14 protein-coding genes and 1 pseudogene are annotated in these 12,116 nt (G+C 74.0%); 12 read left to right on the top strand and 3 right to left on the bottom strand.

Annotated elements, in window-relative coordinates:
• Nucleotides 1-9: 9 nt before the first annotated feature.
• From AFB00_RS35360 to AFB00_RS30715, 5 genes and pseudogenes are all read left to right on the top strand, one after another.
• A pseudogene (locus AFB00_RS35360) lies at nt 10-132 on the top strand (helix-turn-helix domain-containing protein); the annotation flags it as partial.
• Nucleotides 133-654: 522 nt separating this feature from the next.
• Nucleotides 655-762: an albusnodin family lasso peptide gene (locus AFB00_RS33745; protein ID WP_139319120.1), complete on the top strand. Its 108-nt coding sequence runs from the start codon at nt 655-657 to the stop codon at nt 760-762.
• Nucleotides 763-878: 116 nt separating this feature from the next.
• A complete protein-coding gene (locus AFB00_RS30725) occupies nt 879-2,675 on the top strand; it encodes an albusnodin/ikarugamycin family macrolactam cyclase (RefSeq protein ID WP_156819932.1) in 1,797 nt (598 codons plus the stop codon).
• Nucleotides 2,675-3,433: a lasso peptide biosynthesis B2 protein gene (locus tag AFB00_RS30720; protein WP_068801004.1), complete on the top strand. Its 759-nt coding sequence runs from the start codon at nt 2,675-2,677 to the stop codon at nt 3,431-3,433. Before AFB00_RS30725 ends, AFB00_RS30720 begins: the two co-directional genes overlap by 1 nt.
• Entirely contained in the window at nt 3,430-4,053 is a 624-nt protein-coding gene (locus AFB00_RS30715) for a GNAT family N-acetyltransferase (protein WP_231974594.1), read from the top strand. The genes AFB00_RS30720 and AFB00_RS30715 overlap by 4 nt, the downstream gene beginning before the upstream one ends.
• Before the next feature lie 24 nt (nt 4,054-4,077).
• Here AFB00_RS30715 and AFB00_RS30710 read toward each other — a convergent pair whose 3' ends face one another.
• Complete coding sequence (locus AFB00_RS30710) at nt 4,078-4,554, bottom strand: hypothetical protein (RefSeq protein ID WP_068801003.1); 477 nt, start codon at nt 4,552-4,554, stop codon at nt 4,078-4,080.
• Between the two features lie 357 nt (nt 4,555-4,911).
• On the opposite strand from AFB00_RS30710, the gene AFB00_RS30705 reads away from it, so the two are divergent.
• From AFB00_RS30705 to AFB00_RS30675, 7 genes are all read left to right on the top strand, one after another.
• A complete protein-coding gene (locus tag AFB00_RS30705; protein ID WP_068801002.1) occupies nt 4,912-5,406 on the top strand; it encodes a hypothetical protein in 495 nt (164 codons plus the stop codon).
• Between the two features lie 421 nt (nt 5,407-5,827).
• Nucleotides 5,828-6,826 (top strand): bifunctional DNA primase/polymerase, encoded by a 999-nt coding sequence (locus tag AFB00_RS30700; protein WP_231974592.1) that lies wholly within the window; start codon nt 5,828-5,830, stop codon nt 6,824-6,826.
• A gap of 14 nt (nt 6,827-6,840) precedes the next feature.
• Nucleotides 6,841-7,941, top strand: coding sequence for a hypothetical protein (locus tag AFB00_RS30695; protein ID WP_068801001.1), 1,101 nt, complete (start codon nt 6,841-6,843; stop codon nt 7,939-7,941).
• 284 nt (nt 7,942-8,225) lie between these two features.
• Nucleotides 8,226-8,477 carry a hypothetical protein gene (locus AFB00_RS30690; protein ID WP_068801000.1) on the top strand — a complete coding sequence of 84 codons (252 nt, stop codon included), beginning with the start codon at nt 8,226-8,228 and terminating at the stop codon, nt 8,475-8,477.
• 483 nt (nt 8,478-8,960) lie between these two features.
• A complete protein-coding gene (locus AFB00_RS30685; RefSeq protein WP_068800999.1) occupies nt 8,961-9,149 on the top strand; it encodes a hypothetical protein in 189 nt (62 codons plus the stop codon).
• 77 nt (nt 9,150-9,226) lie between these two features.
• A complete protein-coding gene (locus AFB00_RS30680; protein WP_068800998.1) occupies nt 9,227-9,487 on the top strand; it encodes a hypothetical protein in 261 nt (86 codons plus the stop codon).
• 377 nt (nt 9,488-9,864) lie between these two features.
• A complete protein-coding gene (locus AFB00_RS30675; protein WP_068800997.1) occupies nt 9,865-10,731 on the top strand; it encodes a hypothetical protein in 867 nt (288 codons plus the stop codon).
• A 155-nt stretch (nt 10,732-10,886) separates the two neighbouring features.
• Here the strand turns inward: AFB00_RS30675 and AFB00_RS30670 are convergent, their stop codons facing one another.
• A complete protein-coding gene (locus AFB00_RS30670) occupies nt 10,887-11,345 on the bottom strand; it encodes a translation initiation factor IF-2 (protein ID WP_156819931.1) in 459 nt (152 codons plus the stop codon).
• Between the two features lie 162 nt (nt 11,346-11,507).
• Entirely contained in the window at nt 11,508-12,098 is a 591-nt protein-coding gene (locus tag AFB00_RS30665; protein WP_060715069.1) for a uridine kinase family protein, read from the bottom strand.
• Nucleotides 12,099-12,116: the final 18 nt, after the last annotated feature.

Here is a 12,116-nt window from a genome sequence, read left to right as displayed (position 1 = left end):
CGGGCCCGACGACGAGCTGAGGCCATCGCCCGGGTCGAGCAGGGCGATCGGATCGACGACGTCGCCGCCCAGACCGGTGTCAGCCGCCGCACCCTCGACCGGTGGCGGGCCGACGCCCGCACCAGCGCATGACCGGACCGGACCAGAGCCAGGCCCGCCGGGACCGATCGGTCCCGGCGGGGGTGACGATCGACAACGGCTACAGCCGCGTCGAACGATAGTCGTCAGACCACTACCGACGCCCACGCGCAGCGCCGCCGCCCGGAGCCGGGGTGAGTGAGGCCTCGTGCCGGTAGCACGACCGCGGCCGGGACCACCGTGGCGCCCGGTCGGAGCATCCTCCGCCGTCGATGTGGGGACGTGGTGACTCTGCACCCCACGGTCCGCCTTCCCCACCGATGCCGCGCCAGCCACACCCGACGCGGGTGACACCACCGACTTCGTCCCTCGGCCCACCGAGTGCGGGCGGGGTGGTGTCACACCGGTCGGGCGAGCGCGCGTCCCCGGCGCGGCGGCCCGCGCGGTGCGGGCGAGTCACGTCCCACCGCGACCGGCGGTGGGCCCGGATCCGGCCGGTAGCGGCTGGGGAAGGCAGCGCGCGGCCAGTACTTGGTCGATGCGCCTACGAGCACACCCGAGAGGAGGTGATCTTGCATGTCGCAGCACAACGAGACCGAGATGGTCGAGCTGGGTGACGCCGCGGTCCTGACCGAGGGCGGTGGTTCGGGCACGTCGGAGGACAAGCGCTACGTCTACGCCTGATCCAAGGCCGTAGGCGCGAGGGCCCGGTGAACGCACTGTCGTTCACCGGGCCCTCGTCGTTACAGCACCCCACCCCCCGGGGTGCGCCGGAGAACCCGACCTGGGAGGTCGAGACGATGAGCGTTCGATGGTTCGGTGGCCGCGGCACCGCCGCCCCCGGCCCTGCCCACACCGGCACCGGCTGCACCGGGGCCGGGTACCCGGCCGGCGCCTGCGCGCTCGGCCGGGACGTCAGAACGGCGTGGGTGTGCGGAGACTGGCCCAGCTCGCAGGCCGCGACCGTGCAGGGCCCCGGCCCGACGGTGGCGGTCCTGGGGCGCGCCCGCTGCGACGTCGAGGTGCTGGAGCACTGGGTCCGACACGGGGTGCCCGACTCGGCGGTCACCGCGTTGTCCGGGGCCTACACCGTCGTGGAGATCACCGATGAGGCCACGGTGGTGCTCACCGATCCTGGCTGGGTCCAGCCCATCTACACCGCGACCACCGCCGACGGCGCCCCGCTGTGGGGATCGAGCGCAGTGGCGCTCGCCGCCCTGATCGGCGCCAACGTCGACGACACATGGCTACACGCCCACCTGCACCCGGCACACAGCACCGAGCACGGCAGCGGGACCGGCGACCGGTCGGCGTTCGCCGGGGTCACCGCAGTACCGCCCGGTGCCCGCCTGACCGTCTCCGCGTCGGGGACCACGATCCGCCCGCTCGCCACCGCCGGCGCCCCGAGCAGCGGGCCCGATCAGCCGGCTGACCGGCTACGGGCGGCGATGCAGGGAGCGGTCGCCGAGATCGCCGCGGGTGCCAGCTCGACCGGCCATGCAGTGGCCGCGGACTGCTCAGGGGGAATGGACTCGACGTCGCTGGCGATGCTGCTCGCCCAGTGCCGCACCGCTCGCGCCGAGGACCTGGGCCACGCCGCTGTGGCGGTGACGGTGCACCCGGCCGGGACCACCGCGGGTGGGGATCTCGACTACGCCCGCGCTGCGGTCGTCTACGCCCGCACCGGGCTGGCCGGGCTGGCCCGGACCGTGGAGCACCTGCTCTGCCCCCTGGATGACCGTCACCTGCCCTACGGGCGGATGGGTGAGCTGGTTCCGGCGACCGATGAGCCGGCGCCGTCCACGGTCGCGATCGCCCGGTTCGACGCCGAACTCGCGCTGCTGGCCGGTCGTGGGGTCGGGGACCTGGTGACCGGCGACGGTGGGGACACCCTGCTCGGCCCGCAACCCGGATACCTGCCCGACCTCGCCGCAACGCGAACCCTGCACTCGCAGGCGCTACTACTGCGTCACGCGTTGGGTTGGGCCCGGCTGCGGCGCACGGCGGTCTGGCCGCTGCTCGCCGGGGCCCGGGCGGCCGCGGCCCGCGGCGAGCCGGGCGAGGCGGCACGCACCCGCACAGCGATGCGGGTCGTGGCCCGCACCGCCCGCGCCGACGCACAGATCATCGAACAGCTCCACGGCATCACCCTGCACAACCCGTTCACCGACGCGAGCGTGGTCGAGGCCGCACTCGCGGTCCCCGGACCGCTGCGCGCCGCGCCGGGTGACTACAAGCCGGTGCTGCGCCAGGCCATGGCCGGGCTGCTGCCCGAGACGGTGACGGCGCGGCGGACGAAGGGCGACTTCACCCCCGACCAGTACCGGGGACTGCGCACCCACCTCCAGGCCCTCACCGGGCTCGTCGACGGCGAGCTGGCCGCCCGCGGCCTGATCGACCCCGCCCACTACCGGGCGCTGCTCACCCGCGCCGCCGCCGGCGCCCCGGGCATCGGGTTCCACCAGCTCAACCCCGTCCTGGCCACCGAGGTGTGGCTACGCGCCCTCGACCAGCGGCCCGCGGCCGCCCGCTGGACCACCACCGACGAGGACCCGCGACCAGCGGGCTCGACCCACTCCCGATGGGAGGTCTTCTGATGACCACGCTGCTCGTCCGTCCGCCCGAGGTCCGTGCCGCGGATCTCGGCCACACCGTCGTGCTGCTGCACGCACGCACCGGCACGGTGCGCGCCCTACTCGGCTCCCAGCGCGAGGCCTTCCTCGACCTCGACGCCACCGGCACCTGGGCGCCCGGCACCGAGGCCGAGGCGCTGGCCGCGAGCCTGTCGAGCGCGGGGTTCCTGCACCCGGCCCAGCCGGGCCAGGAGTCCGCGCCGATCGTCGACCTCCCGGAAACCGAGGCCAGCTGGGGCACCCAGGAAGCGCCGGGCGCACTCCCGGTGCGCGGGCCGCTGTCGCCGGCGTGGGCACCGATCGCGGCGTGCGCGCTCGCAGCAGTGCTGCTCGTGCGCACGACCGGGCGCCGGGCCCGTGGGTTCTCGCGCATGCTGCGCCTGGTCCGTATCGCGGCGGGGGTGGCGCGCCGTCCGGCGCGCGACACCCAGGTGGTCGCGGTCCTACACTGTGTGCGCGTCATCGGAGGCGTATCTCCGTTCCGGACAGCGTGCTTGGAGGAAACCGTCGCGGCGATGCTCGCCCTGGCCGTCACCGGCCGGCGAGCTGGGTGGTGCCACGGGATCGCCGCGGATCCGATCAGGCTGCACGCCTGGCTGCGCCTCGACGGCTGCCCCGTCGGCGAGCCCACCTCCACGCTGCGCTTCACACCACTGATCCAGCTGCCCGAACCCGACCCCGCGCGCGGCCGTGACCGGGCGGCGAAAGGAGACACCTCATGACGCTGACCTCCAACGGCCACACCGACACTTCCAACCCCGGCGCCACGAGTGGCGACCCCGCCCCCGCGGCCACACCGATGCTGTGGATGCGGGGCGAGCGCACCGCGCTGGGCCCGTTCACCCGCGAGCTGGCCGAGCTGTACTGGCAGTGGGAGAACGAGCCCGCCGTCATCGCCGGGATGGGCCGCCAGACCCCGGAATCGCTCGAAGCGCGGTTGGCCGGCTACGACGCCCAGGCCCGCAGCATGGGCACCATCCCGCGGTTCACCATCTACGACCTGACTCGGCCTGGGGGGCCGGTGCCGGTCGGGACCAGCGCGCTGCGCATCGACCACTACGTGCGCACGGCGGAGTTCATCATCCTGCTCGGCGCCGGCGGCCGCGGCCGAGGCCTCGCGGTCGAGGCGACCCGGCTGACCCTGGACTACGCGTTCACCATCTCGGCGCTGCGTTCGGTGTGGCTCAAGGTCCTCGAGCCCAACACCGGCGCGATCGTCGCCTACGAGAAGGCCGGGTTCGCCCACGCGGGGCGGCTGCGCCGCGCCGGGTACTGGCGTGGCGCCGAAGCCGACGAGCTGATCATGGACGTCGTCGCCGACGCCCATCTCGCCACCGGCTGATCCGCTCGGATCGGCGGGAGCCCGCTACGGGACCGGTGAGCCCCGTGGCGGGACCTGCCCGGCGAGGAGCCGACCGTCGTGCAGGGCGCTGTGCGCTTGCTCGGCCCGGTCGTCGCGGTGCAGGTCCAGTCGGGTGGCGACCAGCACCACCAACCTGCCCCGAGTCAGGGCGGTGGAGCGCCACCGGGCGGGGACAGCGGCGCCGAGGTCGCCGTCGTAGAACTGCTCGCCCGGTGCACCGAGCCGGATCCGGTCCTCGCCGGTGATCACACCGGACCACCCCGGTAGTGCCGGAGCCGCGCGTAGCGCGCCGGGATCCATGGATGTCAGCATCGCGAACCCGCGGCCGAGCAGCGCCGAGATGATCGCGTCGACCGGCTCGGCCGCCGGATGCGGATCGCCGGTCTCGACGGTCACGGCGAAGGTGACGGTCACGTAGGCGAGGGCCGTGGCCGGATCGTCGTCGGCCGAGAGCAGCCCCGGGCTCGCCCAGGCCGTCATCGCGTCGATGGCGCCTCCCCCGTCGTTGACCGCGTCGAACCCCCGGCAGTGTCACCCACCGCGCCCAGGCTCACGCCGCGGACTGCTGGCTGGGGTGGCTCACGCGGCCGGATCGCCAGGCTGAGGCTACTGCGCGGTGTCGGGTGAGGTGAGCGCCCGAAACACAGCACACCGTGCCCGGGAACCGGGCGATGAACCGGCGGCCGACACCGACCGGGTGGGACATCGCCTCGCTTCGCTCGGACCCGCTACGCGAGTTCCCACCCCGCTCGGGCCAGCACCGAACCCCCGCCGCACCCGGTCTCGCCGCGCTCGCGCAGGCACATCACCACCCGTCCAACACCACGAGGAGCCACGATGAGCGACACACGCCGGCCCGGATGGGACGACCACACCGCCAAGACCGACACCCGGATGATCGAACTCGGTCTCGCCGAACCCGGCGCACTCGCCCCCGGGGCCGGGGTCTACTACGGCGACATCATGCCGCCGGAGTGGTACGAGGCCAACGCCGTGAACGATCTCGGCCTGATGACCGATGGCTCGTTCCGCGCCCTGGACGTCGCCCAGGCCGAACAGCAGCTCCTCGACGCGCGCGACGACCTGGAGACCGCCCGCGACGAGCGGGACCACGAGCCCAGCCTGGCCAACCTCAACGCGGTCTGTCACGCCAACGCAGGGGTCCACCGTGCCGAACAGGCCCTGGCCGCCGTCGAGGTCACCGAGCAGCAGCGCGAGGCCGCAGGGGAGCCCGAACCGCGGCCCGTTCCAGGTCGCGGGCCGACCGACGAAGAGCTGGCCGAGCGCTCCTTCTGGATCCAGCAGCACGCGGAGACGGAGATGGACCTGTAGCGCTCAGCTCGGTGTGGCCCCGGAGGGTTCGTACCGGGGCCACACCGAGTGGACGTCATAGGAGAAGCACAGACCGGTGGAGCGGCTGCGCCGCGCGGTGGACCTGGAGGGATCGGGCCGATCCTGCGGGCGCGTTCCTCACGCTTCAAGGGCGCTGACGCGTCGCTGTCGCGACAGCCCTGGCGGGCTGCCCTGGACCCGTGAGCCTCGACGCGCCCTCGGGGCGAGGCCCCGAGGGGCAGGCGCACAGCCTGCCCCCGGTTGGCCGGCCCGGATCCCTGGGCGGGCACGGGTCCACAGAGCACGGGAGGAGCACCCCATGACCGTCACGACCAGCACCAACAGCCCCCGCAGTGTCGGGAAGCGGTGCGATGCTGTGCACGACAGCGCAACCGGGGCCGGGCGGGAGGAGGCAGCGCGCATGCCGCGACGTGTCCGCCCGCGCCTGGATCGTGAGGTGATGCGGCTGCGGCAGGTCGCGCTCGACGCCGCGGCCGCCGGGCTGTTCGTGTTCCCGGTCAAGGCCGGATCGAAGATCCCCGCCTTCCACGGCGAGACCCAGTGCCGCGGCCGCGGGCCCTGCGCCGGCGGGCATCAGGGCTGGGAACAGCGCGCCACCCGCGACCCCGCCCAGATCCGGCGCTGGTGGTCCCACTCGTCGTCCCGGTGGAACGTCGGCGTGGCCTGCGGACCCTCCGGACTTGTGGTGATCGACCTCGACACCCGCACCCAGCCGCTGCCCGAATGGGACGGAGCCACTACTGGCCGCGAGGTCCTCGACCAGCTCGCCGCCCAGCACGGCGAGACCCTGCCCGACACCTACTCCACGGTGACCCCCACGGATGGGGAGCACCTCTACTACCGGATGCCCGAGGGCCTGGAGCTGCGCAACACCCACGGCGGGCACGGGCACAGCCTCGGTCCGCTGATCGACACCCGCGCCGGGGGTGGCTTCGTCGTCGGCGCCGGCAGCATCCGCCCCGAGGGCACCTACCTGGTCGCCGAACACGGCCAGATCGCCGAGCTGCCCACCTGGCTGGCCACGCTGCTCACCCCGCCACCGGCGCCCCGCCCGCAGCAGGTATCGGCGAAGAGGCAGTCGACCAGGCGCGCGAACGCCTACGTCGCCGCGATCCAGGCCGACGAACTCGACAAGATCGAACACGCCGCAGAGGGCCGGCGGCAGATCACCCTGCTGGGCGCCGCCCGGGTCTTCGGCCAGCTCGTCGGCGGCGGAGAACTCGACGCCGACAACGCCTACGCGGTCCTGCTCGACGCCGCCACCGCGCACATCGGGGTCGCGGGATTCACCCGCGCCGAAGCAGAGCGGACCGTGACCCGCGGGATGAGCTTCGGGATGCGCGCCCCACGCACCGTCACCCGCGGCCGTAGCGCCGGCAACGACACCGGCGAGGAGTAGCCCGGAGGTGGGGGATGTCGCTGACCTCGCAGCTGCAGCAGGGTGTGCTCGCGCGGTGGTGCGCCACGCACCTTCCCGGCACCACCGCAGCGGTCGACCAGATCCGCGCCGCCTCGGCCGCGGCCGAGGCGCTGCGGCCGACCGGCCGGATCGGCGCGGGACACTGGCCCATGGTGGGCGGGATCGTCAGCGCGCGGCTGGCCGCGCTGGTCCACGACGCCGCGCCGTACGCGGCGCTCCACGGGCTCGTCGCGGCCGAGCTGATCTCGCCGCAGGAGAGCAATGCGATCGCGGCCGGCTACCCGGCTCAGCAGGCCGTGCTCGCCCAGGAACCGGACCTGGCTGAGGTCGCGGTGGGGCTGCGCCCCACTCCGCGTGACGTCGTCGCGTTGCTCGCGCCGCGGGCTGACGGGCACGGCGGGCGCCCCGGCGATGCCGTGTTCGCTGAACTCGCCCACCGGGGCCACGTCTTCGCCCGGCGCCATGCCCCGACCGGGGTGATCGGCTCACCGGGCGCCGAGACCGCGCTCGCCCGCACCCACACGGTGTGGACCCTCGGCGAGGACCGCTACCGGTCCGGGACCACCCCGCCGGCGCTGGCCCGCATCGCGCAGTCCGGCGAGGCGACGGTGGAGCAGCTGCGCGCGCTGGCCACCCCGGCGGTCGTGGCCGACGCGGCCGCGCTCGCGCGGGTGGTCGAGTCGTCGGGCACGCTCGCGGCCTGGCACGAGTGGGCCGGCGGTCCGGACCGCGGGCAGGACCTGGGTTTCGCCTCGCCGGTGCTGGTGCCGCACTGGGCGGAGGCCGACCTGTTGGTCGGCGACACCCTGGTGGAGGTCAAGACCGTGCTGCGGGCCGATCAGCCCGCGCGGGTCGCGCGGTGGGTGTGGCAGCTGCTCGGCTACGCCTGGCTCGACCGCGGGGACCGGTGGAAGGTCCGGCATCTCGCGTTCTACCTGGCCCGGCACGGGGTCACGGTCCGGTGGTCGCTCGAGGAGTGGGAGACGCTCCTGGTCGGTGACCCGTCCCGGATCGGCGAGGTCAGGGACGAGTTCCGTGCACTGGCCGAGCAGGCCGCGGTGAACGAGGGCGCCACCCTGTTGCCGATGCCCTGAGGAGTGCTGTCGGGGCGACTCGCTCGGGCACGGTCCCGTAGAGGCGAGGCAGGCCCGTCTGGACCGCCCAGAGGTCAGCACACCCCGGGTGGGTGCACGGCGATGCCCGCCGCCGACGCCGCCACGGGTGGGACGAGCTCGCTGGTCGCTCGTCGGCCTGCGGCCGATCCCACACCGGACGGGCCAGCACCGGGTCCCCGCCGCCCCTGGCGGGCCCACCCGGGCCGTGCTGAGGCAGGGCCGCGTTCCAGCCGCACCACCCAGCCACTGCGAGGAGGACCGTGATGAGTGAGCAGTTCCCGATCGTCAACCCGCGGGTCGAGGACGGCCTGGCCCTGAGCGACGCGACCATGGTCGAGTTCGGTGACGGGTGCACTGACGCGATGAGCATCGTGCCCGGCGAGCACGAGGTGGGTGAGCGCGTGCCGTGCCCGAGCTGCGCGAGTGAGCACGAGATCAGCTCGGCCCTGTCGATCCCGATCGCCCACAACATCACCATCACCGAGGTCGAGCCCGAGGCCGAGGCTGGCGACTGACGCCGGCGCTCGCGTGCCGTCCGGCCCCACCGGCCGGACGGCGCGTTCGCCAGCGGTGCCGGTCACGTGGCTGGGGCGCCAGGCCCGGTGCCGGTCAGTGTGTTCGTCTCACCAGGCCCGGTGCCGGTGGGCACCGCCGGTCGCCGGCGCGGTGCCGGCCGGGGTGGTCGGGTCACCGGCTGCGGTGCCGGTCGGTCTGCGGGGTGGCTGTTCGCCCGCAGTGGTGGTGCGGGGTGGGCCTCCGGTGCTCGGCACGTCTGGATCGCCCGGATGGTCAGCACACCCGGGGTGGGGCAAGCGCCGACGAACCTGGCCGACCCATCCCGGTGAGACCCCGTCACCTCGAGGCGGGGCGGCGGCGGTCGCGTACAGGGTCACACCGGGATGGGCCAGCCAGAACCGCCGCCGGCCCTGCGGGCCCCCACCCCGGGCGTGCTGAGGCTGCGCCGCGTTCCAGCCGCACCGAGCACCGGAGGCCCACACATGAGCAGCACCAGCGCTACCCGACGCGTCGACATCGACACCGAGACCGGCCTCTGGGCCCTCGACGGGATCATTCCCTCCCAGCTCAGCATCAGCGACCAGCGCGTGCTGGAGGACCTGCTCGTCGACCTCTACGAGCCGACCGGCCTCGGCGACGCCGAGCTCGGCGACGACGAGCCTCCGTTCTGAGGGCGGCTCGCCCGCCGAGGGGCCCCGCCCGCCGGGCGGGGCCCCTCCCCGTGTGTTCCGTTGAGGAGGCCCCAGCGATGCAGATCGAGATCCACCAGACCTACACCACGAAGCTCCGGGCAGGGGACCTGCTGCCGCTGGACACGATCGATCGGATGCGCCACGACTACGACGGCGTCCCCGCGCGGGTGGACACCACCACCTGCGCGCGGGTGGCCGACGTCGTCCACCACGGCCCCGGCGAGCCGGTGTCGGTCGTGCTCGCCGGCGGAGTCGTCATCGAGGCCCGATCGAGTCGAATGATCGTGTTCCTGCGCGAGGTCGCGGCGAGCAGCTGAGACCGATCCCGGGGTGCGGTGGCGGCGGGCGCAGCGCCTGCAACGCCCGGTACGCCGGGGTGCTGGTGGGCGGCCGCGGCTGGCGGCCGGGTGGTGGCGCTCATGGCCGCGCCGGGGCCGAGGAAACCCGGTGGACCCGCCTTCGGCGGGGTGGGCCCGCCGGCCCTAGAGCTGAGCACGGCCTGTCTCCCGGTCAAGGGCGCTCCGCTGACGCTGCGCGTCGCCTTCGGCGACAGCCCTTCGGGCTGCCCTGGACCGCGAGCCTCGCAGGCCGCGCGGCCGCCGCGAAGCGGCAGCGGGGACGACACCCGCTGCCCCTCACGGGCCGACAGGCCCACCCGGTCCTGACCACCGGCCAGCGAAGGAGTGCAGTCGCGATGAACCCCACCGACACCACCACGACGAACACGACGGCGGTCACGACCACGGCCACGGCGGGGGCTGCGATGACCGACGCGGCCGACCAACTGGGTGAGATCGCCGAGATGATCGAGCGCGGCGCCGTGCGTGGCGCACGGGCCCGTCTGGCGCGGCTGCTGGACACCACCGACCCGGCGACGCGGCTGCTTCTGGTGCGGTGTGTGGAGGCCCTGGAGGCCGAGCACCCGACCACGACGCTCGCCCGGCTGCGCCGCGAGTGGCGCCAGGCCGACGCCGACGGCCGCGTGTTGGTCGAGGCGTGCGCGCCGAGCGCGGAACGGCGGGCGGAGAAGGCCCGCGACGCCGGGCGCATCGCGCGCGCGAACCGGGTCAAGGACCAGGCTCACGCGGCCCGCAAGCCGGGCGCGATGACCACCCGGCGGAGCGCTCCGCGCGGGCGACGGGACCCGCGCGCCGTCGACGGCGACACCGTCGCCCGCCGCTACTTCGCCGACCGGATCGACCCGGGTGCCTACACCGACGAGCCCGCCCGCGATGACCGGCTGGACTACGACCGGGCGGCGGTGCCGCCGATGCGTGGACTTCCGTGCGTCGCGTGCGGGGTCGAGCGGTCGGCCACCGACCAGCGCCGAGCCGTCAACGACGGGCTCTGCCAGGACTGCCGAGAGGACGGCACCCCAGGGGTCGCCGTCCAGGCCGACGACGCGACCCGGCAGGCCATTCTGACCGCCCGATGCGACTACATCGCCGCCACCTCGACCAGCCCGGCCGAGCGTGACGCCCGGCTGCAGCGGGACTGGCGAGCCATGACCACAGCCGACAAGTTCGCCGTCATCGCCTGGCGCGACGCGCAGCCCACCTGACCGACACCCGGGGCCGGCCACGTTCGCCGGCCCCGGGCGCAGTGTGGCGCTCAGGGCCGCGCCGGGCCGTGGGGACTTGGAGCGGACCCGCCTTCGGCGGCACAGCGTCGCCCGCGACCACCACCTGGCCGGCCAGGAGCCGCGGTCACCGGATCTCAGGCGGTGGACGCGTTGTCGCTCGTGGTGGCCGATGGCTTCGGTGGGGCGGCCACCGTCGGCGAATCCGGTGTCGCGCTCGCGCGGCGGGCCTGGCGCAGCTGGCCACGCACGCGCTTGAGCGGCAACTCGAACATCGCGGCCAGGTCCTCGGCCTTGCGGCCGTCGCGGTGGAGCTCAGCGAGGATCTCCCGCCGGCGCACCTCGACCTCCCCGAGCCGCGTCTCGGCGTCGCCCTCAGCGCCGCGCCGGCGCCTCTCCAGGTCGGCGAGCACCGCGTCCCGGTCGGCAACGATCTGCTCGGCATCACGGTCCGCTCGCGCGTAGCGCGCGAACGCCTCGTCTTCCCGACGGCGGCGCTCGGCCTGATCGGCATCGAGGCGATCGCGCGCCGCCGCGATGGCCCCTGCGCGATCGCGCACCGCCCGCTCCGTCTTCGCTGTCTTCCTGGTCGTCATCGTGCGCTCCCCCGCCTCCGCCGAAGTGCCAATCGGCGGCTGTCACTGGTCACTTGTCGGTGACCCTCACCGACGATCGGCGGGCATCAGTCCGTGCCCCCCGAGTCCCTCGTGTGGAACGACGGTCGAACGACAGTGGACGCCGCGGGCGATCGCTGGGCCTCAGTGGCGTACGACCAGATCGAACGTCGTCGGCGGGCGGACGCTTGTCAGGTAGTGCTCCTCGGCCGGGTCCCACATCTGGTGCCATAACGACTCGTCGCCGCCTTCTCGGGCGTCGTGGCGGGCACGTCGCAGCTCCACGGGGGCGTCGACGAGCACGGTGAACGTCATGAGGTCGGCGAGTTCCGGTCGGCCGGAGTAGATCCCATCGACGAGGACGACGGATGCGGGTTCGACGGTCACCGTCTCGGTTGCAAGGCCGGAGGGGCGCGAGAAGTCAAAGGGGCGCCAGGACGCGCGGCGACGTCGGCTCAGTGGGTACAGAGCCTCGGATCGCAGGCGTCGCCAGTCGATGCAGCGGGCGGCTCGTTCGGGGGCCGACATCTGTTCCCAGCTGGCCATGGCGACGTTGGCGGCGAAGAAGTCGTCGCAATGGACGATGACTGTGTCGGGTAGGAAGCGGCGTAGCTCGTCGGCGACCGCGGTCTTCCCGGCGCCACTTCCACCGTCGAGGGCGATCAGGATCGGGCTGTCCTCCTGATCCCGGTCAAGTCTCCGTAGCTGCTCCAAGATCTCTCTCGCCGCCGTCATAAAACCGTATCTTGCCGC

The sequence above is a fragment of the Pseudonocardia sp. HH130630-07 genome (genome assembly GCF_001698125.1).
GTDB lineage: Bacteria > Actinomycetota > Actinomycetes > Mycobacteriales > Pseudonocardiaceae > Pseudonocardia.
The sequence above is the reverse complement of the archived record's forward strand: the minus strand, read 5'-3'. Positions and strand labels throughout refer to the sequence as shown.

What these genes read in the sequence shown, in the direction of transcription:
- AFB00_RS33745 (WP_139319120.1), top strand. Translation starts at nt 655, where the DNA reads ATGTCGCAGCACAACGAGACCGAGATGGTCGAGCTGGGTGACGCCGCG.
- AFB00_RS30725 (WP_156819932.1), top strand. Translation starts at nt 879, where the DNA reads ATGAGCGTTCGATGGTTCGGTGGCCGCGGCACCGCCGCCCCCGGCCCT.
- AFB00_RS30720 (WP_068801004.1), top strand. Translation starts at nt 2,675, where the DNA reads ATGACCACGCTGCTCGTCCGTCCGCCCGAGGTCCGTGCCGCGGATCTC.
- AFB00_RS30715 (WP_231974594.1), top strand. Translation starts at nt 3,430, where the DNA reads ATGACGCTGACCTCCAACGGCCACACCGACACTTCCAACCCCGGCGCC.
- AFB00_RS30710 (WP_068801003.1), bottom strand. Translation starts at nt 4,554, where the DNA reads ATGACGGCCTGGGCGAGCCCGGGGCTGCTCTCGGCCGACGACGATCCG.
- AFB00_RS30705 (WP_068801002.1), top strand. Translation starts at nt 4,912, where the DNA reads ATGAGCGACACACGCCGGCCCGGATGGGACGACCACACCGCCAAGACC.
- AFB00_RS30700 (WP_231974592.1), top strand. Translation starts at nt 5,828, where the DNA reads ATGCCGCGACGTGTCCGCCCGCGCCTGGATCGTGAGGTGATGCGGCTG.
- AFB00_RS30695 (WP_068801001.1), top strand. Translation starts at nt 6,841, where the DNA reads ATGTCGCTGACCTCGCAGCTGCAGCAGGGTGTGCTCGCGCGGTGGTGC.
- AFB00_RS30690 (WP_068801000.1), top strand. Translation starts at nt 8,226, where the DNA reads ATGAGTGAGCAGTTCCCGATCGTCAACCCGCGGGTCGAGGACGGCCTG.
- AFB00_RS30685 (WP_068800999.1), top strand. Translation starts at nt 8,961, where the DNA reads ATGAGCAGCACCAGCGCTACCCGACGCGTCGACATCGACACCGAGACC.
- AFB00_RS30680 (WP_068800998.1), top strand. Translation starts at nt 9,227, where the DNA reads ATGCAGATCGAGATCCACCAGACCTACACCACGAAGCTCCGGGCAGGG.
- AFB00_RS30675 (WP_068800997.1), top strand. Translation starts at nt 9,865, where the DNA reads ATGAACCCCACCGACACCACCACGACGAACACGACGGCGGTCACGACC.
- AFB00_RS30670 (WP_156819931.1), bottom strand. Translation starts at nt 11,345, where the DNA reads ATGACGACCAGGAAGACAGCGAAGACGGAGCGGGCGGTGCGCGATCGC.
- AFB00_RS30665 (WP_060715069.1), bottom strand. Translation starts at nt 12,098, where the DNA reads ATGACGGCGGCGAGAGAGATCTTGGAGCAGCTACGGAGACTTGACCGG.